The organism is Butyricicoccus porcorum, assembly GCF_051246315.1.
Classification (GTDB): domain Bacteria; phylum Bacillota; class Clostridia; order Oscillospirales; family Butyricicoccaceae; genus Butyricicoccus_A; species Butyricicoccus_A porcorum.
Genome location: NZ_CP178353.1, coordinates 117,129 through 140,337 on the forward strand (window position 1 = coordinate 117,129; position 23,209 = coordinate 140,337).

Consider the following 23,209-nt stretch of genomic DNA (forward strand, 5'->3'; position numbering starts at 1 on the left):
ATTATATCCCCAAAGTCGTAAACAAATGCAACAGCAGTTCCACTGCCGGTGCAACAAAGATCACGCTGTCAAAGCGGTCGAGCACGCCGCCGTGTCCCGGGAAGATTTTGCCATAGTCCTTGATGCCGACCTTGCGCTTGACAATGGAAAACGACAGGTCGCCCACCTGACCGAGCACCGCGCCGAACAGACCGATGGCAACACACAGTGCGATGGACATACCCGCATCCGCCAATGCATTGACTGCCAGGCCGTAGAGCACCATCAGCACCACAGCGCCGGCCACACCGCCGACCGAGCCCTCGATGGTCTTCTTTGGCGAGATAACCGGTGCGAGCTTGTGCTTGCCGAACGCCATGCCTGCAAACAGTGCAAACGTATCCGAGCCCCACGCCGCCAGCAGCGGGATGAGGATATAGACCTTGCCGTTTGCCTCGGTCATGGTGAACATGCGGATCAGGCTCATCAGCATATACGGAATGATAATACCGCCGAAGTATGCACCCGCAATTTCGGTAAACCCGATTTTTTTGTGGCAGCGCAGCAGAATGGCAAACAGTACCACCACGCCCGCCAGCAGCATCGCGCGCAGCCAGTATTCATTGTAGCTGTTGCGCGCGCTCGCCATCGAGGTGCCGAGCGCCAGCAGCATCGCAGCGACCTGCAAATGCCTGCCGTCCTTTCCTGCGACCGCCGCCGTAAATTCCTGCGCCGCGATGACCGACAGCGCCATCATGCACAGCTGTGCGACAATCGGCGGGCAGAAAAACAGCACGACTACGACAACGATCGCACCGACCACGCCAAATGTGACTCGAGTCTTCATATCTTTTAAACGCCTCCGAACCTTCTCTGTCTTCCATTATAGCTTTCAATTGCCTGTTCCAGATGCTCCGGCTTGAAGTCCGGCCACAGAACATCGGTGAAATAAAACTCCGCATACGCAGCCTGCCACAGCAGGAAATTAGAAATGCGAATCTCACCGCTCGGACGGATAATCAGATCCGGGTCGGGCATATGCGCCGTGTACAGGCTTTCGGAAACCGTGTCCTCCGTGATGTCCTCCGGTGCAAGCTCGCCTGCCTGTACGCGCCTTGCAATCGCGCGCACGGCATTTTTGATTTCATCTCGCCCGCCGTAATTGATGCACAGGCTGGCAATTGCCGGATGTTCCAGCTTTGCCGCCGCCTCGTTGCATTCGTCGATGAGGGCGCGGATATCCTCCGGCAGCACGGACAGATCGCCCAGCACCTGCACGGCGACATTGTTTTCCGCCATTGTATCAATCGCTTCCCTGAGATACCGGCGGAACAGGTTCATCAGGGTTTCTACTTCCTCCGCCGGGCGCTTCCAGTTTTCCGTGGAAAACGCATACACGGTAAAGTATTTGACGCCAATATCCTTGCAGTATGTGGCAATCGTGCGGAAGGTTTCCGCACCGACCTTGTGTCCCGCTGTGCGCGGCAGGCCGCGCTTTTTCGCCCATCGCCCATTGCCGTCCATAATCACAGCGATATGCTGCGGAACCGGACGTTCCTGCGGCTGCTCTGCGTCTTTTTTCAGTATATTGAACAACGCCACGCTACTATAACACCGACCTTTCCTTTTCAGGCATGAATCCGCTGAATACGCGATATGGGCGGCTGCTCTCCAGCCGCCCACATGTCCCGAACGTGTAGCAAATGCGTGTCAGACAGACTTCAGCTCTTCCGACTTCTTCACCGTCGTAGCATCGATCTGCTTGATATATTTATCCGTCAGCTTCTGCATCTCCTTCTCGGCGTCCTTCAGCTCATCCTCCGTCATCTCGGACTTCTTCTTTGCAGCCTTCCACTTATCCATTGCATCGCGGCGGATATTCCGGATGGCAACCTTGGAAGCCTCGCCTTCCTTGGAAACCTGCTTGATGAGCTCCTTACGGCGCTCCTCCGTCAGCGGCGGGAAGGTCAGGCGAATGACCTTGCCATCGTTCTGCGGGTTGATGCCGATATCAGAGGTCTGAATGGCCTTGGTAATCTCCTTGAGCAGGGATGCGTCCCACGGCTGAATGGTCAGCGTGCGCGGGTCAGGGGAAGAAATCGCAGCGACCTGGGAAATCGGGCTTGCGGCACCATAATAGTCCACATTGATCTTGTTGAGCACGCCTGCATTGGCTCTGCCTGCGCGGATGCCTGCCAGATTGGAATCCAGAACGTCCAGCGTCTTCTGCATCTTGCTTTCAAACGGTTTCATCTCGGGTTTCATATCGTCAAACTCCTCTCTCTGTTTGGAATCAATTTATACCTTTACCAGTGTACCGATATCCTCGCCCAGAACGGCGCGGTAGATGTTCTCCGGGTCCTTCAGTGCGAACACGAGAACCGGAATGCTGTTGTCCATCGACAGGCTGGTCGCCGTGGTGTCCATGACGCCGAGACGCTCCTTGAGCACATCCATATAGGACAACTGGTCATACTTCTTCGCATCCGGATTGACCGCCGGGTCGGAATCATATACGCCGTCGATGTTCTTCGCCAGCAGAATGATGTCTGCATTGATTTCTGCCGCACGCAGCGCTGCTGCCGTGTCGGTAGAGAAATACGGGTTGCCGGTGCCGCAGCCGAAGATGACAACGCGGCCCTTTTCCAGATGACGGGTTGCCTTGCTGCGGATATATGGCTCTGCAATCTGGCGCATCTCAATGGCGGTCTGTACGCGCACATCGACGCCGCGCTGCTCCAGCGCATCCGCCAGTGCCAAAGAGTTGATGGTGGTGGCCAACATGCCCATGTGGTCCGCGCGGGAGCGCTCCATCTTTCCGCCGCCGTCCTTGACGCCGCGCCAGAAGTTGCCGCCGCCGACAACAATGCCGACCTGTGTACCGATTTCAACGCATCTCTGAATGACATCGCATACCGGCCCGATGACGTCGAAATTCAGGCCGAATTTCTTATCGCCCGCCAGTGCCTCGCCGCTGATCTTAATCAAAACACGTTTATACTTCGGTGTATCCATAAACTATTTCCTCCATGTGCGATTTGTTTGAATCAGGCTGCAAAGTAAAACCCTGTATTGTTTTTCATTCTATATCATACATGATTGCCGTACAGATTGCAAACGGTTTCCGGCAAAAACCTCCCTTGCACGGGCAGAATTCTTCTTCCCGGACGCGACGCTGGTTTTCGGCAAAACAAAAACCCCGAAAAGCAAGCTTTTCGGGGTTTCAATGGCGGAGAGTCAGGGATTTGAACCCTGGGTACGCTCATCACGCACACACGATTTCCAGTCGTGCGCCTTCGACCACTCAGCCAACTCTCCATCTTCGGTTTTTGTCGTTTTCTCTCAGCGACAGGTAATATTATATCCAATCTTCCCGTTTTCGTCAAGAGTTTTTTTGAATTTTTTTAAAAATTTTATTTTTATCTTTTTTCGCATCTAAAATACCCGATTCTTGAGTGAAATGCCAGTTTTACAGAATATTCTCCATCATCTTCCACCTGACAGAAAAAGCTTCCACCTGACAGAAAAAGCCGGCTGCACATACAGCCGGCTTTTGTTCGGATTACTTGATGCAGATGGTCTCTACCTCGAGCTTTGCGCCCTTCGGCAGGCCTGCCACTGCGAAGCAGGAGCGTGCCGGAGCCGCTTCCGGGAAATACTTCGCATAAACTGCGTTGAATGCGGCGAAATCCGCAAGATCAGCCAGAAAACAGGTGGTCTTCACGACATTTGCAAACGTCAGACCAGCTTCTTCCAGAATCGCGCCGATGTTCTGCATGACCTGTTCTGCCTGTTCCTCGATGGTTGTTCCCTCGACCTCGCCGGTTGCCGGATTGATCGGAATCTGGCCGGAGGTGAACAGATAGCCCTCGGTCTCAATCGCCTGCGAATACGGGCCAATTGCTGCCGGTGCCTTCGGGGTGGAAATTACCTTTTTCATTTCGCGCATCTCCTCTCGTTACTTGCCGCCCTTTGCCTTCTTCATACGCTCGGTATTGGACAGAATTGCCTTGCGCATGCGAACGCTCTTCGGCGTGATTTCAATCAGCTCATCCTCACCGATGAACTCCATTGCTTCCTCAATCGACATGATGCGCGGCGGAACGAGGCGCAGGGCATCGTCCGAACCGGATGCACGCATGTTGGTGAGCTGCTTCTTCTTGCAGACATTGACCGCCATATCCTCATTCTTCGGGGATACGCCGACAATCATGCCTTCATATACTTCCGTGCCTGCGCCAATAAACAGCTGGCCGCGCTCCTGCGCATTGAACAGACCGTAAGCGACTGCCGTACCGGTCTCAAATGCGATCAGCGAACCGGTGGAACGCTTGGAAATCTCGCCCTTGTACGGCTGGTAATCATAAAATACCGAGCTCAGAATGCCCTCGCCCTTGGTATCGGTCAAAAATTCGTTCTTATAGCCGAACAGGCCGCGCGCCGGAACCAGGAACTCGACACGCATGCGGTCGCCCTGCGGTGCCATATGCTGGAGTTCGCCCTTGCGCGCACCCATCTTCTCCATAACAGAGCCGAGTGCATCTGCCGGTACGTCCGCAACCATGCGCTCAATCGGCTCATAGCGCTTGCCATCAATAATCTTATACAGCGCACGCGGTGCACCAACCTGGAATTCATAGCCCTCACGGCGCAGGGTTTCGATCAGGATGGACAAATGCATCTCGCCGCGGCCCGCAACGCGGAAGGTATCCGTGTTTTCGGTCTCATGTACGCGGAGCGAGACATCCTTGAGCAGTTCACGGTGCAGGCGCTCGCGCAGCTGGCGGGAGGTGACATATTTGCCCTCACGGCCCGCAAACGGGGAGTCGTTGACGGAAAAATACATCTCAACCGTCGGCTCGGAAATCTTGACGAACGGCAGCGGCTTCGGATTTTCCGGTGCGCACAGCGTATCGCCGATGGTAACATTTTCGATGCCGGAAACACAGACGATATCACCTGCGGAAATGTCCTCAACCGGTGTATGTCCGAGGCTGTCGATGGTGTACATCGACGCAATCTTCGCCTTGTACGGATCGGTATGCTTGTTGTAATTGCAGACCGTCACGTCCTGACCGACATGCATCGTGCCGCGCTCGACACGGCCGATGGCAATTCTACCGACATAATCGTTGTAATCGATGGAAGAAACCAGCATCTGAAGGTCGCCCTCGGTGTCGACATGCGGCGCCGGGATGTGGTTCAGAATGGTCTCAAACAGCGGGGTCAGGTCTTCACCCGGGATATTCGGAGACAGGCTTGCCGTGCCGTCACGGCCGGAGCAGTACAGAATCGGGCTGTCCAGCTGCTCATCATTGGCATCCAGTGTCAGCAGCAGCTCGAGGACTTCGTCGCCGACATCGGACAGACGCGCATCCGGACGGTCAATCTTATTGATAACGATGATAATTTTGTGGCCGAATTCCAGTGCCTTTTCCAACACGAAGCGGGTCTGCGGCATCGGTCCCTCAAAGGCATCGACCAGCAGAATAACGCCGTCTACCATCTTCAGGATACGCTCGACCTCGCCGGAGAAGTCCGCATGTCCCGGGGTGTCAACAATATTGATCTTGGTATCCTTGTAGTGTACCGATGTATTCTTTGCAAGAATGGTAATGCCGCGCTCTCTTTCGAGATCGTTGCTGTCCATGACGCGCTCTTCCACAACCTGGTTCTTGCGGAATGCGCCGCCCTGCTTGAGCATCTGGTCAACCAGCGTCGTCTTGCCGTGGTCGACGTGTGCGATAATTGCAATGTTTCTCAAATCATTTCTGACCATGAAGATCCTCCAAACGCAAAACAAATGCGAATATTAAAATAATTTCGTTGATTTTTATACGTATCTTATTATACCCCGTATACTATGCTTTTTCTATCTCCGATATCGTCAAAATTTCGCCTGTTTTTGTGCATTTTTTTCAGAAATATTTTTAAACTTTTTCTTGACAAGCAGTCGGATTGTGCGTATAATAATATTCGCTGGTTCACGAGAGCACAGCAACCAATATTGCCGAATTGTGTAAGGGTAGCACGACAGACTCTGACTCTGTTTGTGAGGGTTCGAATCCTTCTTCGGCAACCATATTGCCGAATTGTGTAAGGGTAGCACGACAGACTCTGACTCTGTTTGTGAGGGTTCGAATCCTTCTTCGGCAACCAGAATCTGACCGCTCAGAATCCTCTGAGCGGTTTTTCTTTATCCCTGTGAAAAGGAGGCCTCCCTATGCCGCGCATGATGATTGCAGACGAACACACCGGCCTGCGCCCGCTGAACGGCGAGCCGGTTCTGAGCGGTATTTTCGACGGAGATACCTGCGGGCTGCGGCTGGAAAACGGCTGCGTGATTTTCGACGATGGCCAGCCCAACTACCACACGCGCGACGGGCGCGAATTTGCCGAAGTCCTCGAGCTGGAGGACGAAGCCGACGGCATCAGCGGGATGATTGTCGGCTATGTAGAACTGAACTGACACGAAAAAACCGCCCCGGAAGCTCCGGAGCGGTTTTGCTTTTGTATGCAACGCAATCAGATGTTTGGCAGAAGATCCATTTCCTTTGCGACTTCTATATTTGCCGCACCCATCGCGATCTGTGCCAGCGCATCGACAAAGCGCTGGATGCCGGACAGCATCAGTGAGAAATAATCACAGATATCGGTCACCATGCGCTCGAGGTCATCCTGCATGTTGAGCACGATGTTATGGCGCATATAAATCACGCCGTCCTCTTCGTACAGGCCGAACTGGCCGATGGTGCAGAAATTATTACTGTAGAAAATCGCACGCTTCAGCTCCGGCAGGTTGCGCTCCATGCCCTTCGGATCAATCTGAAGGAGGGTCGCATGCATCTGGAACAGTGCGGTTTCCTCGCGCGCCATCTTTGCGGGCGGGAACCACATGTCGATGATGACATCCTGCTGTACCTTGCCCTGCTTGACCAGTTCTACCCGCGTCATCGCCGGATTGCCGTCCTTGCCGTCAAAAAATTCCGTGCGGAATCCGTTCTGCTTGATGACGTCTGCCATGCAGGCAAGCACGCGCTGCTTGGTTTCTTCCATTGCTTTCACCTTCACTCTAAGTTAATTTTGGGTCTCTCAGCCCTTTTTAATGCCGATATCGTGGCGGATATGTGCCTTTTCAAAGTGGATCTTTTCCACATCGGCATATGCCTTTCTGATGGCCTCATCGAGCGTCGCCGCTGTCGCCGTCACGCCGAGCACGCGGCCGCCGCTGGTGACGATTTTGCCGTCATCGGTACGCGCCGTGCCCGCATGGAACACAATCGACTCGGTGACGTTGTCCATGCCGGTAATTTCCTTGCCCTTTTCATAGGCAAGCGGATAGCCGCCGGACGCCATGACAACACAGCACGCCGCATTGTCTGCCCACTTGATATCCATTTCATCCAGCTTGCCGTCGATGACCGCATTCATAATGTCAAACAGGTCACTTTCCAGACGGCACAGAACTGCCTGCGTCTCCGGGTCGCCGAAGCGCGCATTGTACTCGATGACCTTCGGCCCCTTCGGAGTCAGCATCAGACCGAAATACAGCACGCCGCTGAACGGACGGCCTTCCGCCTTCATTGCAGCAACCGTCGGCTTGAAGATGGTATCCATGCAGGTCTGCGCAATGTCATCCGTATAGAAGCGGGACGGAGAAAATGCGCCCATACCACCGGTGTTCGGGCCTTCGTCGTTGTCGTAAGCGCGCTTGTGATCCTGTGCCGACGGCATGGTGGACAGGTGCTCGCCGTCGACAAATGCCAGCACGGAGACCTCCGGGCCGGTGAGGAATTCCTCGATGACAACACGCGCACCCGCGCCGCCGAAGCGGCCGCCGTCAATCGCGTCATGTACGGCTGCAATTGCCTCGTCCTCAGTCATGGCAACCGTGACGCCCTTGCCGAGCGCAAGGCCGTCCGCCTTGATGACGATCGGCGCGCCGTTCTCCTTAATATATGCAATCGCCTCGTCGCTGTTTTCAAATACTGCATAGCCCGCCGTCGGGATGTTATATTTGTGCATCAAATCCTTTGCAAACGACTTGGAGCCCTCGATGATCGCCGCATTTTTGCGCGGGCCAAAGGCACGGATGCCCTCCGCCTCCAGCGCGTCGACCATGCCCAGTGCGAGCGGATCATCCGGCGTAACGACAACCAGATCCGGCTTGTTCTCCTTCGAGAATGCAACGACACCGTCGATGTCGGTCGCCTTGATGTTGACACACTCCGCAATGTCGGCAATGCCGCCGTTGCCCGGTGCGCACCAGATTTTATCTACCTTCGGGCTTTTTGCCAGCGTCATGCAGACTGCATGCTCGCGTCCGCCGCCGCCGATAACCAGAACCTTCATATGGAAATCCTCCTCTATATACCGCCAAAAGCCAGGCACGCCGACCCCGGCGCACCTGACTTTGTTGTCACGGTTTTGTTTCAATCAGTGATGGAACAGGCGGATGCCGGTGAACGACATCACGATGCCATACTTATTGCAGGTCTCAATGACATTGTCATCGCGGATCGAGCCGCCCGGCTGTGCGATGTATGCGACACCGGACTTCTTTGCGCGCTCGACATTGTCGCCAAACGGGAAGAATGCATCCGAACCGACGGTGACGCCGGACTGGGTTGCAACCCATGCCTTCTTCTCCTCTGCGGTCAGCGGCTCCGGCTTGACCTTGAACTTGGTCTGCCATACGCCCTCTGCCAGAACGTCCTCATACTCGTCGGAAATATAGATGTCAATCGCGTTGTCGCGGTCCGGACGGCGGATGCCGTCGACAAACTGCAAGCCGAGTACCTTCGGATGATGACGCAGGAACCAGTTGTCCGCCTTGTTTCCTGCCAGACGGGTACAATGGATGCGGCTCTGCTGGCCCGCACCAACACCGATGGTCTGGCCGTTCTTGACGTAGCAGACGGAGTTGGACTGGGTGTACTTCAGCGTAATCAGCGATACAATCATATCGAGCTTTGCCTGTTCCGGCAGCTCCTTGTTCTCGGTTACGATGTTGGTCAGCATGTCCGCATCGATCTTGAGATTGTTATGTCCCTGCTCGAACGTAATGCCGAAGATTTCACGGCGCTCGATTGCTGCCGGCTCATATGCCGGGTCAATCTGGATGACCGTGTAACGGCCGCCGCGCTTGCTTTTAAGAATCTCCAGCGCCTCATCCGAATAAGACGGTGCAATGATGCCGTCAGAAACCTCGCCCTTCAGATATGCTGCGGTCTGCGCGTCACACTCGTCGGACAGAGCAACCCAGTCACCGTAGGAGCACAGGCGGTCTGCGCCGCGGGCGCGGATGTACGCACAGGCAATCGGGGAAAGCTCCTCGTCAGTATCGACAAAATAAATCTGCTTCTCGACGTCGGACAGCGGCGTGCCGATGGCAGCACCTGCCGGACTGACGTGCTTGAACGAAGCGGCGGACGGCATGCCGGTTGCGGCCTTCAGCTCACGCACCAGCTGCCAGCTGTTGAAGGCATCCATAAAGTTGATGTAGCCCGGCTTGCCGTTGAGCACAGTGATCGGCAGCTCGCCTTCCTTCATATAAATGCGGGACGGCTTCTGATTCGGGTTACAGCCGTATTTCAATTCGAGTTCTGTCATAATTCCATTTCCTCCCGTTTTCAGCAATGCTTGTTGCGGATTACGCTGGATGCCTTGCCGGTCTCCAGGTCGATGAAGCTGACGTACAGCGAAACCTTGTTGTCCTCGTTGAGGTTCTCCCATACCAGATCGGTAAACGACTCCAGATCGCCCTCGATGCGGACGGTCTCCGGTTCGCCCTCGAAAGACGGCAGCGGCGAGCCGTCACCCATATAGGTGTGGATGAAATGACCCAGACCGGCGCGCGGTGCGTCATACTCAAAGAAGAAACGCTTGTTGCAGGCCGGATCGCCGTCGAAGCTCTTGAGGATGGACAGCTCATAGGCGCCGTCCGGCTCCACGATGCCGGAGATGCGCGGGGTATAGTTCGGGCCATCCGGCTCAAACTGGCGGGTACGCAGTGCCTCGATGTAGCTCTTGCCAGCTGCAAGGCCGTCGCGGACGGTGTCGGTCTGGTCGCCGTTGGTGACGATGGTCGCACCGTTGAACGCACGAACCGGTTGATAGATAATCAGCGACGGATCGACCATCTTGGACGGATCAAATGCCTCCGTGCGGATGCCGTCCTCGGTCTCCGTAAAGATGCGGTTGCGGCTGTTTTCGCTGCGGCCCATGATAAAATATGCAATCACCGCAGACTTGTTGTCCGCGCTGCGGCCGAGCACGATGCCGCGGCCAGGATAGCTGTTCGCGCGAAGCTGCGCTGCAAGATCAAAAATTTCCATGAAATATGTCTTCCTTTACTCGAAATTGCGGATTTATTCCGAAATCGTGACGATACCGTCGTCCGATACCGACAGTCTTCCCTCACAGAACAGGGAGACCACATGCGGCAGGAGCACATGCTCCGCCTGTGCCATAACACGCTTCTGGAGCACCTCCGGCGTGTCGCCCGGCAGTACCTCAACTGCCTTCTGTGCGATAATCGGGCCGCCGTCGGTAATGGCGTTGACGAAGTGCACGGTTGCACCCGTGACCTTCACGCCCTTGCGCAGTGCCGCCTCATGCACATGCAGACCGTAATAGCCATCGCCGCAGAACGACGGGATGAGCGACGGATGCACATTGATGATGCGGTTTTCAAACTCACGGCAGAAGCCCTCGTCCAGCACGGTCATGAAGCCCGCCAGCACGACCAGCTCCACATCCTTTTCGTGCAGGAACCGCGCCAGCGCGGCACAGTACTCTGCGCCGGACGCATAATCCCGCTTTTTCATGACATAACCCGGAACGCCCGCATTTCTGGCGCGCTCCAGTGCATACGCGCTTTCGTTGGACGAAATGACTGCGCGCACGCGGCCGTTTTTGATCTCGCCGCGCGCCTGCGCATCCAGAATTGCCTGTAAATTCGTACCGCCGCCGGAAACCAGGACTGCGATATTTACCATAACTGAACTTCCTTCTCGCCGTTTCTGCACTCGCCGATGATGTAGCCGGTCTCGCCCGCCTCAGCGATTGCCTGAAGTGCCTTTTCCGCCTGGTCAGCCGGAACGGCAACGACGAGGCCTGCACCCATGTTGAACGTATTGTACATGTCGCGCTCCGGGATGTTGCCGGTCTTGGCGATCAGGTCGAAGATCGGCGGGGTCGGCAGCGCGCCCTTCTCAATAAAGACGGAGATGTTGTCCGGCAGCATGCGCGGAATGTTTTCATAGAATCCGCCGCCCGTGATATGGCTCATCGCCTTGACATCGACTGCCTTGATGAGCGACTGGATGGTTTTGACATAGATCTTGGTCGGGGTCAGCAGCTCTTCGCCCAGCGTCTTGCCGAACTCGGCAATATAGCGGCGGACGGACTTTTCATTGATTCCCAGCGTCTTGCGTACGAGCGAATAACCGTTGGAATGTACGCCGGAGGACGCTACACCGATGAGGACGTCGCCGGCTGCCAGCTTCGAGCCGTCAATCATCTTGTCGTGGTCGATGATGCCGACAGAGAAGCCCGCCATATCGTACTCGTCCACCGGATAGAAGCCCGGCATTTCCGCGGTCTCTCCGCCGACCAGTGCGCAGCCTGCCTGACGGCAGCCCTCTGCGATGCCGCTGACCAGCTCTGCGATGCGCTCCGGATAGTTCTTGCCGACTGCGATGTAGTCGAGGAAGAACAGCGGCTGTGCGCCGCAGCATGCGATATCGTTGACACACATCGCAACGCAGTCGATGCCCACGGTGTCATGCTTGTCCATCAGGAAGGCCAGCTTGAGCTTGGTTCCGACGCCGTCGGTGCCGGAAACCAGAATCGGGCGCTTCATGCCCTGTACCGGCGGCTCAAACATGCCGCCGAAGCCGCCGATGGAACCGAGGACGCCCGGAATGTAGGTGCTCTCGACAAACGGCTTCATTTTTTTGACAGCTTCATAGCCGGCGGTAACGTCGACACCGGCTGCCTTGTAACTTTCAGAACGGCTGTTAAGCATTTTCTCCAATCCCACTTTCAAATATATTCTTTTCGATGGTGTCCGGAACCTCAATCGGATATTCTCCGCTGAAGCATCCGTTGCAGAAGCCGCATCTTGCGCCAACTGCTATTTTATTTGTCGCTTCCAGCGACAGATAACCGAGTGAATCAACGCCGATCAGATCGCGGATCTCCTCGACCGTGCGGCCGTAGGCAATCAGATACTTGCGATCCGGTACATCGGTGCCGAAGAAGCACGGATGCAGGAACGGCGGCGCGGAAACGCGCATGTGCACTTCCTTTGCACCTGCGTCGCGCAGAATTTTGACCAGACGGGCACAGGTCGTGCCGCGAACAATCGAGTCATCGACCATGACGACGCGCTTGCCTTCGAGGTTGTTGCGCAGGGCATTCAGCTTGATGCGTACCGAACGCTCGCGGTTGTCCTGTCCCGGCTGAATGAACGTGCGGGCAATGTAACGGTTCTTAATCAGACCGACGTCATACGGGATGCCCGACGCCTTGGAATAACCGATGGCAGCGGTCAGACCGCTGTCCGGCACGCCGATGACGACATCCGCCTCAATCGGGTCTTCCTCATACAGATAGCGTCCCGCCTCCTGCCGCGCATACGCGACCGAAGCGCCGTCGATGACGGAATCCGGACGGGCAAAGTAAATATACTCAAACACACAAGTGGTGTGGTTGCAGTGGATATCGCACTTCATAGTGCGCATCTGGCCATCCTCAATGATGATGACCTCGCCCGGCTCGACGTCGCGGATGAACTCCGCGCCCAGTGCATCCAGCGCACAGGTCTCCGAGGCAAAGATATACGAATCATACAGCTTGCCGAGTACCAGCGGGCGGAAGCCATGCGGGTCGCGCGCCGCGATCAGCTTGCGCGGCGACATGACGAGCAGCGAATATGCGCCCTGCACGCGGTACATTGCGTTGAGCACCGCGTCCTCAATGCTGCCGCATTTGAGGCGCTCGCGCACGATGGTGTACGCCAGAACCTCTGTATCCGAAGAGGAACGGAAAATGCCGCCGTCCAGCTCGATTGCCTTGCGCAGCTCGCCTGCGTTGACAAGGTTGCCGTTGTGTGCAATTGCAAGATTGCCCTTGCAGTGCGTGATGCAGACCGGCTGCGCGTTTTCACGCGACTGAAGTCCGGTCGTGGAATAGCGGACATGGCCGATTGCCATCGTGCCCGGCATGCCGTCCAGAATCTCCTGGTTGAACACATCGTTGACCAGGCCGAGGTCTTTATGGCACTTGATGACACCGTTTTTGTTGACCGCGATGCCACACGCCTCCTGTCCTCTGTGCTGGAGTGCGAACAGCGCGGTATGCGTGTCATGCGCCGGACTGATCTTGTCGACGTCCTTCTCGTTTACATAGATACCGAATACGCCGCATTCTTCATGCAGCTTGTCCTGCATGCCGAACGGCGTGCAGTCTGCTTTTCTCATTTTATATTTCATATAAGCCCTTTGTCCGAAAATTGAGATTTGCCGTGGATTTAGGCGAGGGTCTGCCCGCCCGAGATTACATAAAATTTCCTCCGGTCATCCTGTGCAGGATTGCCTCACTGACATCCTTTGCACCGCCGGGGTCACGTCGGAAGCGATCCCTGTCCAGCTTTTCGCCGGTTTCCGCATCCCACAGTCGGCAGGTGTCCGGTGTGATTTCGTCCGCCAGAACAATCGTTCCGTCGGACAGCCGTCCGAACTCCAGCTTGAAGTCGATCAGATCAACACCGAGCCCGCGCAGAAACGGCTTCAGGATATCATTGATACGGAATGCATATCTGTCGATCACCGCCAGCTCCTCCGGGGTGCACAGCTCCAGCTCAAACGCATGGTACCGGTTTATCATCGGGTCGCCCAGCGACGCGCTGCGGTAATAGTACTCCAGAATCGCAGCGTGCAGCCGCGTGCCCTCCGGCAGGCCGATGCGCGGACACAGCGAACCTGCGGCCACGTTGCGGACGACGATCTTGAGCGGAACCATGTGCGCCCGCCGAATGACGGTTTCCCTGTCGGAGAGCTGTTCGACGAAGTGGGTCGGAACACCCTCCCGTTCCAGCATCTGCATCAGACAGACGGATACGCGGTTGTTGACCGCGCCCCGCCCCGGAACGGCAGCCGTTCCCCGGCTGTCCTTATACGCGGCGATGAGCAGCTCCGGGTCGTTGGTCGCATAGACCTGCTTGGCCCTGCCCTCATACAGCAGCTGTTTCTTCTCCATGAACAACACTTCCTACCGTACCGGCGCGTGCCTTACTTGCTGTATTCGGCGGAAACCTTCGCGTCCTTTGCTTCCACCTTCGCCTGCATGTCCGCCTTGAACTGTGCAAGCTTTTTGGTCAGCGACGGATCGCCGAGTGCCAGCATCTGTACCGCCAAAATGGCAGCGTTGTCCGCGCCGTTGACTGCTACCGTCGCGACCGGGATGCCAGACGGCATCTGTACCATGGAGAGCAGGCTGTCCAGTCCGTCCATGAACGACGACCTGATCGGCACACCGATGACCGGCAGCGTCGTGTATGCCGCAAGCACGCCGCCCAGATGTGCTGCCTTGCCTGCTGCCGCAATGATGACGCCATAGCCATCCGCTGCCGCATTTTTTGCCAGCTTCTCCGCTGCCGCCGGGGTGCGGTGCGCAGAGATAACGCGCACATCAAACGGAACACCGAACGATTCCAGCTTGTTGATGCAGCCCTCCATAACCTTGAGATCGCTGTCCGATCCCATGACAATACATACTTTCTTCATACAGGCTCCTTCTTTCTTGTACACAGACCGTTTTTTGAACAACCATTCAAAACCATCTGCAACAAAAACGCAGGACATCGCGCACAAAAGGCGACGTCCTGCTGTTGTTTTGCATCATTGACCGTTTTCCGCTGAAAAATGGCTGCAAAAATCCCCCTGGCAGAAACGCTGTACAGCGCAGCCCAGGGACGGAGCTATGTTGTCGGAATATCCAGCAAACATGTGTTTCAGGGCTCCTTTCAGCCAAACCGCGAAAGAATCGATCGTATATCATTATTGTATTACAGTTATGTAATCTGTGCAATACAAAGTTTTACTTTTGTAAAAATCTCGGAAAATTTACCAACGAACGCGGTGCTTTTCCGACAGTTTTTGACCTTTTTGTGCTGACGTTTCGGGCAGATGCCGCCCGCCTGTGCCGATTATGCACCCAGCAGTTTCAACCACTGCTGTAAAACATGATCCTTATAGAAAACCGCTGCACGTTCGGTCGCGCGGCCGCTCATCGCGGCGCGCAGTTCCGCGTCATCAATCAGCTGAATCAGCTTCTGTGCGAACAGGTCTTCGTCGCGATTCGGCACGAGGAATCCGCTGACATTGTCTTCGATAATGGTCGCCGGGCCGACACGGATGTCAAAGGCAACCGGCGGCGTGCCGCACGACATGGACTCGACCAGCACCAGTCCAAAGCTCTCTGAAACCGAGGTCAGCGCAAAGCAGGCGGATTTCGCCATTTCCGTCAGCAGCACGCGGTGCTCCAGCGCGCCTGTAAAACAGACATTGTTTTGTATCTTCAGCTGGGCCGCGTATTGTTTGAGCATCTGTTCCAGCTCGCCCTCGCCCGCAATTTTCAGCATCCAGTCGGGATGGGTCGGAACGACCTTTGCCCAGATGCGCAGCAGCGACGGAAAATCCTTGTCCGCATGCAGGCGTCCGGCTGCGATGACCTGTTTTTCCCTGTGCGAAACCGGCGGGATATCCGGCGGCTCGATGAAATTCGGGATGGTCAAGCACTGAATTCTGCTGTTGTGCCCCTGCATAAATTCACGGATTTCCCGTGTAGTCTGGTCGGTCAGCAGCACGAAATAATCGATATTCTGGTATTTTGTCTGGAAATCGTGAATCAGCTTTTTGTCGAACTGATGGTCGGCATGCAGTTGTACAATTTTTTTCACCTGCGACGCACCATATTTGGACAGCAGAATGGCATGTTCATTGCGCGTGGCAATGACCGTGCCGTCTGAAATCGCCTGAATCGCGCGCTTCATCGTGCTGTGCTTGCGGTACAGTATTTTGACCGCGCGCACACCCTCCTGCAAAATCCGAATCGGATTTTTCTGATGCAGTGCATCGGAAAACTGCCGACGGTTCGGCGCATCCTTCGTGAGATAGGTCACAACGACGTTGTCGTTCAACGGATACACAGGCTCACCCAATCGATAGGTACACAATATTTCCACTTCAAACCCCTGCTCCACCAGTGCGTTGGCAAGCGTCGAAATTACCATCTCCACGCCGCCATGCTTCAGATGCAGGCTGGTCAGATATATTTTGTTCGTTTTCACACTAGATGATCCTCTTTTGCTAAGATATCCGCCCTGTTTGTCCGGAGCAGCATCCGGGCTTTGCTGTGCGATGGATGCGAGCAGCGCCCGCATCTGTTCCAGATTTCCGCTCTCCTCCGCAGTCAGCTGTCCGGCTGCCTGTTTCCAGCGGCTGCGTTCCTGTTCGCCCTGCAAGCGGTCGATCTGCTCCATCAGCTGCTCACCCGTGACATCCTGCACATGCAGTGTCACATCCTGCCGCCCGATGGACTTCAAAAAGCCATCGACCTTCATGTCGTAGGAAATGCCGATGCTCGGCACGCCGTTTTCCACGGCAAAAATCAGTGAGTGCAGCCGCATGCCGACAACGAGCGACATGCGCGAGAGCACGGAAATGGTCTCATTGATGGCAATCTGTTCCGAAATAAGAAAATATGGGCAATGCAACTGGCGGATGACTTTTTCCGCCGCGTCACAGTCGTGCGGGTATTCAATCGGGACAAAAACCGGAACCAGTCCATAGGTCTCCCACGCATATTGGGCTGCGCGCGCAATTTCCGGCGCCGCGCGGTCAAACCCCTTCCATTCGCGCAGACCAAAGCCGATATAGCGCCCGTCTGCCGGGATGCCCAGCCGCGCGAACAGCTGCTCCGTCTGCCCGGATTCCAGCTGCTGGATGCAGATGGTCGGGTCTGCCGTGCGCACAATATGCGGATGGGAAACCCCCATGTTCGCCAGCTCCTGCACGGAATCGTCATCGCGCAGCGTGATAATATCGACGCATTTGTCAATGACGCGTGCCGCTGCCCAGCGGTGCAGGCCGCCGTAGACCGGCCCGATGCCGCAGCCATACATCATCACGCGGCAGCCGCGCAGCTTTGCCATGCACAGCAGCAGCAGATAATAATACAGTGATCGGCGGGATGTCGCGTTTTGAATCAGGCTGCCGCCTCCGCTGATAAACAGTACAGCCTGTCCCAGTGCCTTCCACAGTGCCGGAAAGTCAAACGTATGACACGCCTGCACACCGTTTCTGCACCGTGTCTCCTCCGGGCGGCGGGAGGTGACATAGACCGGCATTTCTGCATCCGCCTGATGCAGCTCATGGATGATCGCATTTAAAATCGCGTCATCCCCCGCATTGCCGCGCCCATAAGCGCCGCAGATCACCGCACCGTCGCGCCGTCTGTCCGCACTCCGCTGTGTCATATGTACGGTATGCCGGTACAGCTCCGCGAGCTGCTCCGGCGTTTCACTTACCGCGCGCACACGCGCCGGGTCAACACCCAACCCGTTCAGCATACACGCATCCAGCTGCGCACCGTCTGCCGCACAGCAGTCCGCCGCATGCAGCAGCGCGCACTCCCGTCTGCCATATGCCATGACGTCCTCGCCCGCGCATTCAAACACGAACGGGATGCCGCGCTGTTTTGCAATTCTGCTGCCGCAGCGTGCTGCCACAGCGCCGTGGCAATACAGCAGCTGCGCGCCGTGCAGCACGGCCTCTGGCACGCCGCCCGCCTTCATCCGGACAGGGACAATCTCATAGCCCTCTCCGAGCTGCTCTGCCAGCGCCGCTGTACCCGTCATACCCTGTCCGGCAGTGCCGCCGTCCATAATATGGATAATCTTCATTCAATATCCTCTTACCAATAATCTGGAAATATCTTCAGACAACCGCATTTCTCTGCATGTTTTACAGCTGTCCGGAAAAACTGCGCACAGAAACCGTTCCCATGCGTTTTCACGAAAATGATAGCACACCGTTCCTGCAATGTCAACGCAGCCTCCCCTTCCTATTCGGCGCATTTTCTGCTATACTGACACTCGGAGGGACGACCAATGGATTATTTTGACGCTTTGACAGACAAACGCATTGACAGCGAAACCGCCGACCTCGTCGACCGCCTGCTGGAGCGGCATGCCGCCGCGCTCGTACCGTGCGAAATGCCGCTGTCCGATGTTCTGACACAGATACAGGCGGAATATCCGCTCATCCAGCTTCCGCCGGATGACATCCAGTGCGCACGCACGGCACTCGCCGTCATTGAAACCGCTTTTCCGGAAGATGCGGACTGGCTGCCGCATGACCCCGACGCCCGGCTGGATGCCGCACTCCCGCTCGCGAAAACCCTGCGGCTGGACATTCGCTGCATGGAGGTCTCAAATACCGACACCGGATGTGCGCTGTACACCGAACAACAGGCAGCATTTGAGCGCCGCACTGCCGGGTGCGGCCTCTCATGGTCACCGATGCCGGTGCGCATCTGCGCCGAAACCTCCACCGGCTACTGCCTTGTCACCGGCTCAGATACGCTCGCCGACCGCATCACCTGCCTGCGCGGCATCTCCCGCGAAGATATCGACACGCGGACGCCTGTCCTGATTGCTTGGCTGCGCGCGAAATACGGCGCGGATTGTGTGTAATTCTCACAGAATTTCTAACTTTTTTATGCGGCATGCTTGATTCATCGCCGGTCATTTATTATAATAGTAAAGTATGACATTCGTTTTTACTACTGATTCCGCGCTTTCCCGCCAGGGGAAGCCCGGAAACAAGAATAGAGAGGACTAACTATGGAATCTATTTCCCTTCCCAAACCGTATGTGGATGCAGTTGAGCTCTGCGCCGCACATATCGGTGAATCGGTTACGTTCCGCGGCACGGTGCACCGTGTACGCGACATGTCCGACTTCGCCTTCGTCATCGTCCGCGTCGACCGCGGTCTGATTCAGTGCCTGCTCAAGAATGAGCTGGACGGCATCACCAAGTCTGACATCCGTGACGGCATGGTCGTCGAGGTCTCCGGCACGGTTCATGAGGAGCCGCGCGCAGAAAACGGCTTCGAGGTCGAGCTTTCCGCTGTCTCCGTGCTTGCAAAGCCGTACGACAAAATGCCGGTACCGCTGGGCAAAAAATATATGGGCATCAATCTGGACACCAATCTGGAATACCGTCCGGTTACGCTGCGCCATCCGCGCATGAAGGCCATCTTCCGCATTCAGGGTGCACTGTGCGACGGCTTTGCAGAATATATGATGTCGCAGGGCTTTGTCCATATGAACTCGCCGAAGATTGTCGCTGCCGGCGCTGAGGGCGGCGCAAATATCTTCAAGCTGGATTACTTCGGTCAGAAGGCATATCTGGCACAGTCCCCGCAGTTCTACAAGCAGTACCTCGCGGGCGTATTCGGCCGCGTCTTTGAGATCGGCGGCGTTTACCGCGCAGAACGCCACTCCACCTCCCGCCACCTGAATGAATATATCGGCCTTGACTTCGAGATGGCTTATATCGATTCGATGAAGGACGTCATGGAGATGGAAACCGGCATGCTCAAGTATGTCATGGACTATATCCGTGCACACTGCAAGCCGGAGCTGGAGTTGCTGAAGGCAGATATCCCGACCATCGATACCATCCCGTCCATCACGTTCAAGGACGCAAAGCAGATCATGCTGGACAAGTTCGGTCACAAGTCGAAGAACCGCTTTGACCTCAACCCGGATGAGGAGCAGATGCTGTGCGATTACGCCAAGAGTGAACTGGGCAGCGAATTTATCTTCGTCACCCACTTCCCGTCCGCAAAGCGTCCGTTCTATGCAAAGGACGATCCGTCTGACCCGTCGCTCGCACTGAGCTTCGACCTGCTGTTCCGCGGCCTGGAAATCACGACCGGCGGCCAGCGCATCAACGACTATCAGGAGCAGGTGGACAAGCTGAACGCGCGCGATATGGATGTCAGCCTGTTTGAATCGTTCCTGCTGCTGCACAAGTACGGCATGCCGCCGCACGGCGGTCTGGGCATCGGCCTGGAGCGTCTGACCATGCAGCTGCTTGGTCTCAAGAACATCCGCGAAGCCGCATACTTCCCGCGCGACATGTCCCGCCTCATCCCGTAAGCGGACAACACACAGATACAAGCAAAGGCATGGCCTCCGGGCCATGTCTTTTTTCGCAGGTTGACGCACCGCGCACAGCGCGATACAATAAAAAATAGAAAAAAACACACAGAGGTGCCTGTATCATGACTGTTTTTACCATCACCTTCAGCCCGACCGACGGCACGCAGAAATGCGCTGACCTGCTGGCAAACGCTCTCTCCCCGGCTCATACCGTGATCGACCTGACCGACCGCACGTTGGATTTTGCATCCATCCCGTTTTCTGCCGATGATGTTTGCATTGTCGCGGTACCCGTCTACGGCGGACGCGTGCCGGATATTGCGGTTTTACGCCTGCGGCAGCTGCACGGCAGCGGTGCACGCGCCGTTCTTGTCGCTGTCTATGGCAACCGCGCATTTGAGGACACACTGCTTGAGCTGCGCGACACACTGCAAGCCACAGGCTTCCGCCCGGTTGCAGCGGTCGCAGCTCTCGCCGAGCATTCGATTGTACGGCAGATTGCCGCCGGCCAGCCGGATGCCGCCGATGCAGCGCAGCTCTCAGGCTTTGCTGCCAAAATTCGGGAACGGCTGGAGAGCGGCAAAATCCCCGAACCGCTTACCGTACCGGGCAATGTGCCCTACCGCGCGTTCGGCGGCGTGCCGCTCAAACCGCAGGCCGATCCGACTGCCTGTAACAGCTGCGGCAAATGTGCTTCCCTATGTCCGGTCGGCGCAATTCCGGCGGACACGCCCGCGGAAACCAATGCCGACGCATGTATCTCATGCATGCGGTGTATTGCAGTCTGTCCGAACGGCGCACGCGCCCTCAACCCGGACATGCTCGCCGGCCTCGCGCAGAAACTGGGCGCAGTATGCGGTGAACGAAAGCAAAACGAGCTGTTCCTGTAACAAAAATCGTACGGGCGGTATCTGTTTTCCACGGATACCGCCCATTTTTGCGCACAAAAAACGGCGGAGCTTCAGCTCCGCCGTTTGCAGCAGACAATTAGTCGTCGTCCTCGATATCCAGGTAATCTTCCAGAGCCTTGAACAGCTTCTTGGTATCGATGTCGTCCTCAACAACCAGCTTGAGCGGCTCGTTCAGGCTGAGCAGGAACATGCCGAGCAGGGACTTTGCGTCAACCATACCGGACTTGCCGTGAATCCAGATATCATACGGGAACTGGGTAACGATCTTGTTGATCTTCTGAATGTCCTCAGTGTTCTTTACGCGAATGGATCTTGTCATTTCAATAGACCTCCTTAAGTATCATGCGACTCCGGCTGTATGGGTGAAGAAAAGCCGGATTGTACTTCATTGGCTTCATTATATCATAGTGTTTTATTTTGTCAAAGGGATTGCCTTATTTTTTTGAATGCTGTGGAATTTTCCACAAAAGCACCAAAAATTACCCCATCCAAGCTCATTTTAGCGGACAAAATTTGTCATCGTACGCTGGCCGGTCACCGGGGGATCCACAACACCCTTGCCGTTCTCGATGAGCTTGAGCAGCCAGGCGATGTTGCGGCCGAGCTTCTGCATGACCTCGACGCCTTCGGTGTCCTGCATGACGTCACCCTTGTTCAGGCCATGTGCTGCCTGCCAGTAATCCGAGGTGGCCATGACCATTTCCATGGTATTCATGTACGCATTGAGCTGCTGGTAGGTTTCCAGACCGCCCGAACGGCGCAGGGTGACGACAGCTGCGCCGACCTTGTGGTGCAGCTTGCTGCCTGCGGCAAAAAATGCGCGGTCGAGGAAGCACTTCATGCCGCCGGCGATGCCGCCGTAATAGACCGGGGATGCGAGAATGATGCCATCTGCCTCCACCATCTTGTCAATCCATGCGTTAACCTCATCGTCCTTCTGCGCACAGTATCCGCTGCCGGTGTTCAGGCAATAATTACATGCCATGCACGGCTTTGCCTTATTGCCGACCTGTACAATTTCCAGCTCAATGCCCTGTTTGTTCAGCTCCTCGCCGATCAGGTTGAGACAGATCTCCGTATTGCCGCCCTTGCGCGGGCTGCCGTTAAATGCAACTACTTTCATATGATAACCTTCCTTTCATCGGTTGCTTCTTTGCTTTTTCCGCTTCTGCCGGTGGCTGCGGACAGCGTGGGACATCAGACGGATATACCAGGGTTTTCCCTTGCAGATAAAATTCCTGTGCCTGCGCTTCATCAAAATAAAATTCAGTTCAAAGCCCAGAAACAGAATAATTCCTGTCATATACATCCACAACATGAGCACCATGATTGCGCTGAGCGAACCATACAGCGCATCATACCGGCTGATGTTGTTGATATAGAACGTAAAAATCATCGTGCAGACAATCCACACGAGCAGTGTGAACACTGCGCCCGGCAGCGCATCTCGTATTTTCATGATGCAGTTCGGCGCGAGATAACACAGCAGCAGCAGAAACAGAAACATCAGCCCGATTGGGATGATATACCGCCCATAATGCCACAGATCCATCAGCCACATCAGCTGCTGCGGAATATCGATATATTTGGTAATCAGCGCATTGATGCTGCGCCCGAGAATCAGCAGGATAAAGCTGCACACAATGGCAAAAATAAAGCCCGCCGCTGTCAAAATCTCGAACAACAGCTGACCGATGCCGCCGCGGCGGTTCGGGATATTATAAATGCGGTTGACATTGTACATGATTGAGCTCATCGTCCGACTCAGGAAATAGATGCCGAGAAGAATGAAGCCGATCATGCGCCAGATCAGTTCAGCGGAAGAAATATTCCCGATATATCGCGTGATAATCGGCGAAACAATGCGCTGAATATCTCCCGGCAGCACGCTGAGCAGATGCAGCAGCGTTGTCTGCGAAACCTTTGTTACAGACAACAGGGAGCTGACGATCAGCAGCAGTGGAAAAATAGAAAACAGCAGGTAATAGGACAGCTCCGCAGACGCCTTCGGAATATTATCCGAAAAATAGCTGCGCACGAGCTGTATTATGACTTCCTTTGTACCTGGCTCGTTTGGATG

23 protein-coding genes and 3 tRNA genes are annotated in these 23,209 nt (G+C 55.6%); 6 read left to right on the forward strand and 20 right to left on the reverse strand.

All coding sequences use genetic code 11. The features are described from left to right. Position 1 precedes the first annotated feature (1 nt). From ACLM7Z_RS00505 to typA, 7 genes are all read right to left on the reverse strand, one after another. Positions 2 to 826, reverse strand: a complete 825-nt coding sequence (locus tag ACLM7Z_RS00505) for a phosphatidate cytidylyltransferase (protein WP_087017093.1) — start codon at positions 824 to 826, stop codon at positions 2 to 4. 5 nt (positions 827 to 831) lie between these two features. Continuing rightward, a complete protein-coding gene (locus ACLM7Z_RS00510) occupies positions 832 to 1,581 on the reverse strand; it encodes an isoprenyl transferase (protein WP_087017092.1) in 750 nt (249 codons plus the stop codon). A 108-nt stretch (positions 1,582 to 1,689) separates the two neighbouring features. Continuing rightward, complete coding sequence (gene frr, locus ACLM7Z_RS00515) at positions 1,690 to 2,244, reverse strand: ribosome recycling factor (protein WP_087017090.1); 555 nt, start codon at positions 2,242 to 2,244, stop codon at positions 1,690 to 1,692. A gap of 33 nt (positions 2,245 to 2,277) precedes the next feature. Continuing rightward, complete coding sequence (gene pyrH / locus ACLM7Z_RS00520; RefSeq protein WP_087017088.1) at positions 2,278 to 2,994, reverse strand: UMP kinase; 717 nt, start codon at positions 2,992 to 2,994, stop codon at positions 2,278 to 2,280. 212 nt (positions 2,995 to 3,206) lie between these two features. Then, positions 3,207 to 3,297: transfer RNA gene (locus tag ACLM7Z_RS00525), tRNA-Ser, on the reverse strand. 244 nt (positions 3,298 to 3,541) lie between these two features. Next, the gene (locus ACLM7Z_RS00530) at positions 3,542 to 3,919 is read right to left on the reverse strand and encodes a RidA family protein (RefSeq protein ID WP_087017086.1); all 378 of its coding nucleotides are present in this window, start codon (positions 3,917 to 3,919) and stop codon (positions 3,542 to 3,544) included. Between the two features lie 18 nt (positions 3,920 to 3,937). Further along, positions 3,938 to 5,758, reverse strand: coding sequence for a translational GTPase TypA (gene typA, locus ACLM7Z_RS00535; protein WP_087017084.1), 1,821 nt, complete (start codon positions 5,756 to 5,758; stop codon positions 3,938 to 3,940). A 229-nt stretch (positions 5,759 to 5,987) separates the two neighbouring features. Here typA and ACLM7Z_RS00540 point away from each other — a divergent pair. The 3 genes from ACLM7Z_RS00540 to ACLM7Z_RS00550 all read left to right on the forward strand — a co-directional run bounded on the left by ACLM7Z_RS00540 (position 5,988) and on the right by ACLM7Z_RS00550 (position 6,448). Further along, positions 5,988 to 6,061: transfer RNA gene (locus tag ACLM7Z_RS00540), tRNA-Gln, on the forward strand. A gap of 3 nt (positions 6,062 to 6,064) precedes the next feature. Further along, positions 6,065 to 6,138 (forward strand) — tRNA-Gln (locus ACLM7Z_RS00545). A 64-nt stretch (positions 6,139 to 6,202) separates the two neighbouring features. Next, positions 6,203 to 6,448, forward strand: a complete 246-nt coding sequence (locus ACLM7Z_RS00550; protein ID WP_087017082.1) for a hypothetical protein — start codon at positions 6,203 to 6,205, stop codon at positions 6,446 to 6,448. Positions 6,449 to 6,504: 56 nt separating this feature from the next. Here the strand turns inward: ACLM7Z_RS00550 and ACLM7Z_RS00555 are convergent, their stop codons facing one another. The 10 genes from ACLM7Z_RS00555 to csaB form a co-directional block, all read right to left on the reverse strand. Continuing rightward, positions 6,505 to 7,035 carry a hypothetical protein gene (locus ACLM7Z_RS00555; protein WP_087017080.1) on the reverse strand — a complete coding sequence of 177 codons (531 nt, stop codon included), beginning with the start codon at positions 7,033 to 7,035 and terminating at the stop codon, positions 6,505 to 6,507. 36 nt (positions 7,036 to 7,071) lie between these two features. Next, positions 7,072 to 8,331: a phosphoribosylamine--glycine ligase gene (gene purD, locus ACLM7Z_RS00560; protein WP_087017077.1), complete on the reverse strand. Its 1,260-nt coding sequence runs from the start codon at positions 8,329 to 8,331 to the stop codon at positions 7,072 to 7,074. An 84-nt stretch (positions 8,332 to 8,415) separates the two neighbouring features. Further along, positions 8,416 to 9,591: a phosphoribosylaminoimidazolecarboxamide formyltransferase gene (locus ACLM7Z_RS00565; protein ID WP_087017075.1), complete on the reverse strand. Its 1,176-nt coding sequence runs from the start codon at positions 9,589 to 9,591 to the stop codon at positions 8,416 to 8,418. A gap of 20 nt (positions 9,592 to 9,611) precedes the next feature. After that, the gene (locus tag ACLM7Z_RS00570; protein ID WP_435645455.1) at positions 9,612 to 10,316 is read right to left on the reverse strand and encodes an IMP cyclohydrolase; all 705 of its coding nucleotides are present in this window, start codon (positions 10,314 to 10,316) and stop codon (positions 9,612 to 9,614) included. Between the two features lie 33 nt (positions 10,317 to 10,349). Then, the gene (gene purN, locus ACLM7Z_RS00575; protein ID WP_087017071.1) at positions 10,350 to 10,979 is read right to left on the reverse strand and encodes a phosphoribosylglycinamide formyltransferase; all 630 of its coding nucleotides are present in this window, start codon (positions 10,977 to 10,979) and stop codon (positions 10,350 to 10,352) included. Further along, positions 10,973 to 12,010 carry a phosphoribosylformylglycinamidine cyclo-ligase gene (gene purM, locus ACLM7Z_RS00580; protein WP_087017069.1) on the reverse strand — a complete coding sequence of 346 codons (1,038 nt, stop codon included), beginning with the start codon at positions 12,008 to 12,010 and terminating at the stop codon, positions 10,973 to 10,975. The genes purN and purM overlap by 7 nt, the downstream gene beginning before the upstream one ends. After that, entirely contained in the window at positions 12,003 to 13,478 is a 1,476-nt protein-coding gene (gene purF / locus ACLM7Z_RS00585) for an amidophosphoribosyltransferase (RefSeq protein WP_087017067.1), read from the reverse strand. Before purF ends, purM begins: the two co-directional genes overlap by 8 nt. A 64-nt stretch (positions 13,479 to 13,542) precedes the next feature. Further along, positions 13,543 to 14,244 (reverse strand): phosphoribosylaminoimidazolesuccinocarboxamide synthase, encoded by a 702-nt coding sequence (locus tag ACLM7Z_RS00590; RefSeq protein ID WP_087017065.1) that lies wholly within the window; start codon positions 14,242 to 14,244, stop codon positions 13,543 to 13,545. 32 nt (positions 14,245 to 14,276) lie between these two features. Continuing rightward, on the reverse strand, positions 14,277 to 14,771 hold the full coding sequence (purE, locus tag ACLM7Z_RS00595) for a 5-(carboxyamino)imidazole ribonucleotide mutase (protein ID WP_435645456.1): 495 nt from the start codon (positions 14,769 to 14,771) through the stop codon (positions 14,277 to 14,279). Positions 14,772 to 15,193: 422 nt separating this feature from the next. Further along, entirely contained in the window at positions 15,194 to 17,950 is a 2,757-nt protein-coding gene (csaB, locus tag ACLM7Z_RS00600; RefSeq protein ID WP_435645457.1) for a polysaccharide pyruvyl transferase CsaB, read from the reverse strand. A 207-nt stretch (positions 17,951 to 18,157) separates the two neighbouring features. On the opposite strand from csaB, the gene ACLM7Z_RS00605 reads away from it, so the two are divergent. The 3 genes from ACLM7Z_RS00605 (at position 18,158) to ACLM7Z_RS00615 (ending at position 21,108) form a co-directional block, all read left to right on the forward strand. Continuing rightward, positions 18,158 to 18,742, forward strand: coding sequence for a hypothetical protein (locus tag ACLM7Z_RS00605; protein WP_087017059.1), 585 nt, complete (start codon positions 18,158 to 18,160; stop codon positions 18,740 to 18,742). Between the two features lie 150 nt (positions 18,743 to 18,892). Continuing rightward, entirely contained in the window at positions 18,893 to 20,215 is a 1,323-nt protein-coding gene (gene aspS / locus ACLM7Z_RS00610) for an aspartate--tRNA(Asn) ligase (protein ID WP_087017057.1), read from the forward strand. Between the two features lie 125 nt (positions 20,216 to 20,340). Beyond that, positions 20,341 to 21,108: a 4Fe-4S binding protein gene (locus ACLM7Z_RS00615; RefSeq protein ID WP_435645458.1), complete on the forward strand. Its 768-nt coding sequence runs from the start codon at positions 20,341 to 20,343 to the stop codon at positions 21,106 to 21,108. Positions 21,109 to 21,205: 97 nt separating this feature from the next. Here ACLM7Z_RS00615 and ACLM7Z_RS00620 read toward each other — a convergent pair whose 3' ends face one another. The 3 genes from ACLM7Z_RS00620 to ACLM7Z_RS00630 all read right to left on the reverse strand — a co-directional run bounded on the left by ACLM7Z_RS00620 (position 21,206) and on the right by ACLM7Z_RS00630 (position 23,167). Further along, positions 21,206 to 21,448, reverse strand: coding sequence for an HPr family phosphocarrier protein (locus tag ACLM7Z_RS00620; RefSeq protein ID WP_087017053.1), 243 nt, complete (start codon positions 21,446 to 21,448; stop codon positions 21,206 to 21,208). 180 nt (positions 21,449 to 21,628) lie between these two features. Further along, positions 21,629 to 22,252, reverse strand: a complete 624-nt coding sequence (locus tag ACLM7Z_RS00625) for a flavodoxin family protein (protein WP_087017051.1) — start codon at positions 22,250 to 22,252, stop codon at positions 21,629 to 21,631. 15 nt (positions 22,253 to 22,267) lie between these two features. Beyond that, on the reverse strand, positions 22,268 to 23,167 hold the full coding sequence (locus ACLM7Z_RS00630) for a YihY/virulence factor BrkB family protein (protein WP_165761007.1): 900 nt from the start codon (positions 23,165 to 23,167) through the stop codon (positions 22,268 to 22,270). Between the last annotated feature and the right edge of the window lie 42 nt (positions 23,168 to 23,209).

Bases quoted from the DNA above. Each gene is read 5' to 3' on its own strand.
- typA (WP_087017084.1), bottom strand. From the start codon at position 5,758: ATGGTCAGAAATGATTTGAGAAACATTGCAATTATCGCACACGTCGAC.
- ACLM7Z_RS00550 (WP_087017082.1), top strand. From the start codon at position 6,203: ATGCCGCGCATGATGATTGCAGACGAACACACCGGCCTGCGCCCGCTG.
- purM (WP_087017069.1), bottom strand. From the start codon at position 12,010: ATGCTTAACAGCCGTTCTGAAAGTTACAAGGCAGCCGGTGTCGACGTT.
- aspS (WP_087017057.1), top strand. From the start codon at position 18,893: ATGGAATCTATTTCCCTTCCCAAACCGTATGTGGATGCAGTTGAGCTC.
- pyrH (WP_087017088.1), bottom strand. From the start codon at position 2,994: ATGGATACACCGAAGTATAAACGTGTTTTGATTAAGATCAGCGGCGAG.
- frr (WP_087017090.1), bottom strand. From the start codon at position 2,244: ATGAAACCCGAGATGAAACCGTTTGAAAGCAAGATGCAGAAGACGCTG.
- ACLM7Z_RS00625 (WP_087017051.1), bottom strand. From the start codon at position 22,252: ATGAAAGTAGTTGCATTTAACGGCAGCCCGCGCAAGGGCGGCAATACG.
- purF (WP_087017067.1), bottom strand. From the start codon at position 13,478: ATGAAATATAAAATGAGAAAAGCAGACTGCACGCCGTTCGGCATGCAG.
- ACLM7Z_RS00555 (WP_087017080.1), bottom strand. From the start codon at position 7,035: ATGGAAGAAACCAAGCAGCGCGTGCTTGCCTGCATGGCAGACGTCATC.
- csaB (WP_435645457.1), bottom strand. From the start codon at position 17,950: ATGAAGATTATCCATATTATGGACGGCGGCACTGCCGGACAGGGTATG.
- ACLM7Z_RS00530 (WP_087017086.1), bottom strand. From the start codon at position 3,919: ATGAAAAAGGTAATTTCCACCCCGAAGGCACCGGCAGCAATTGGCCCG.
- ACLM7Z_RS00590 (WP_087017065.1), bottom strand. From the start codon at position 14,244: ATGGAGAAGAAACAGCTGCTGTATGAGGGCAGGGCCAAGCAGGTCTAT.
- ACLM7Z_RS00605 (WP_087017059.1), top strand. From the start codon at position 18,158: ATGGATTATTTTGACGCTTTGACAGACAAACGCATTGACAGCGAAACC.
- ACLM7Z_RS00570 (WP_435645455.1), bottom strand. From the start codon at position 10,316: ATGGAAATTTTTGATCTTGCAGCGCAGCTTCGCGCGAACAGCTATCCT.
- purE (WP_435645456.1), bottom strand. From the start codon at position 14,771: ATGAAGAAAGTATGTATTGTCATGGGATCGGACAGCGATCTCAAGGTT.
- ACLM7Z_RS00620 (WP_087017053.1), bottom strand. From the start codon at position 21,448: ATGACAAGATCCATTCGCGTAAAGAACACTGAGGACATTCAGAAGATC.
- ACLM7Z_RS00565 (WP_087017075.1), bottom strand. From the start codon at position 9,591: ATGACAGAACTCGAATTGAAATACGGCTGTAACCCGAATCAGAAGCCG.
- ACLM7Z_RS00615 (WP_435645458.1), top strand. From the start codon at position 20,341: ATGACTGTTTTTACCATCACCTTCAGCCCGACCGACGGCACGCAGAAA.
- purD (WP_087017077.1), bottom strand. From the start codon at position 8,331: ATGAAGGTTCTGGTTATCGGCGGCGGCGGACGCGAGCATGCAGTCTGC.
- purN (WP_087017071.1), bottom strand. From the start codon at position 10,979: ATGGTAAATATCGCAGTCCTGGTTTCCGGCGGCGGTACGAATTTACAG.
- ACLM7Z_RS00505 (WP_087017093.1), bottom strand. From the start codon at position 826: ATGAAGACTCGAGTCACATTTGGCGTGGTCGGTGCGATCGTTGTCGTA.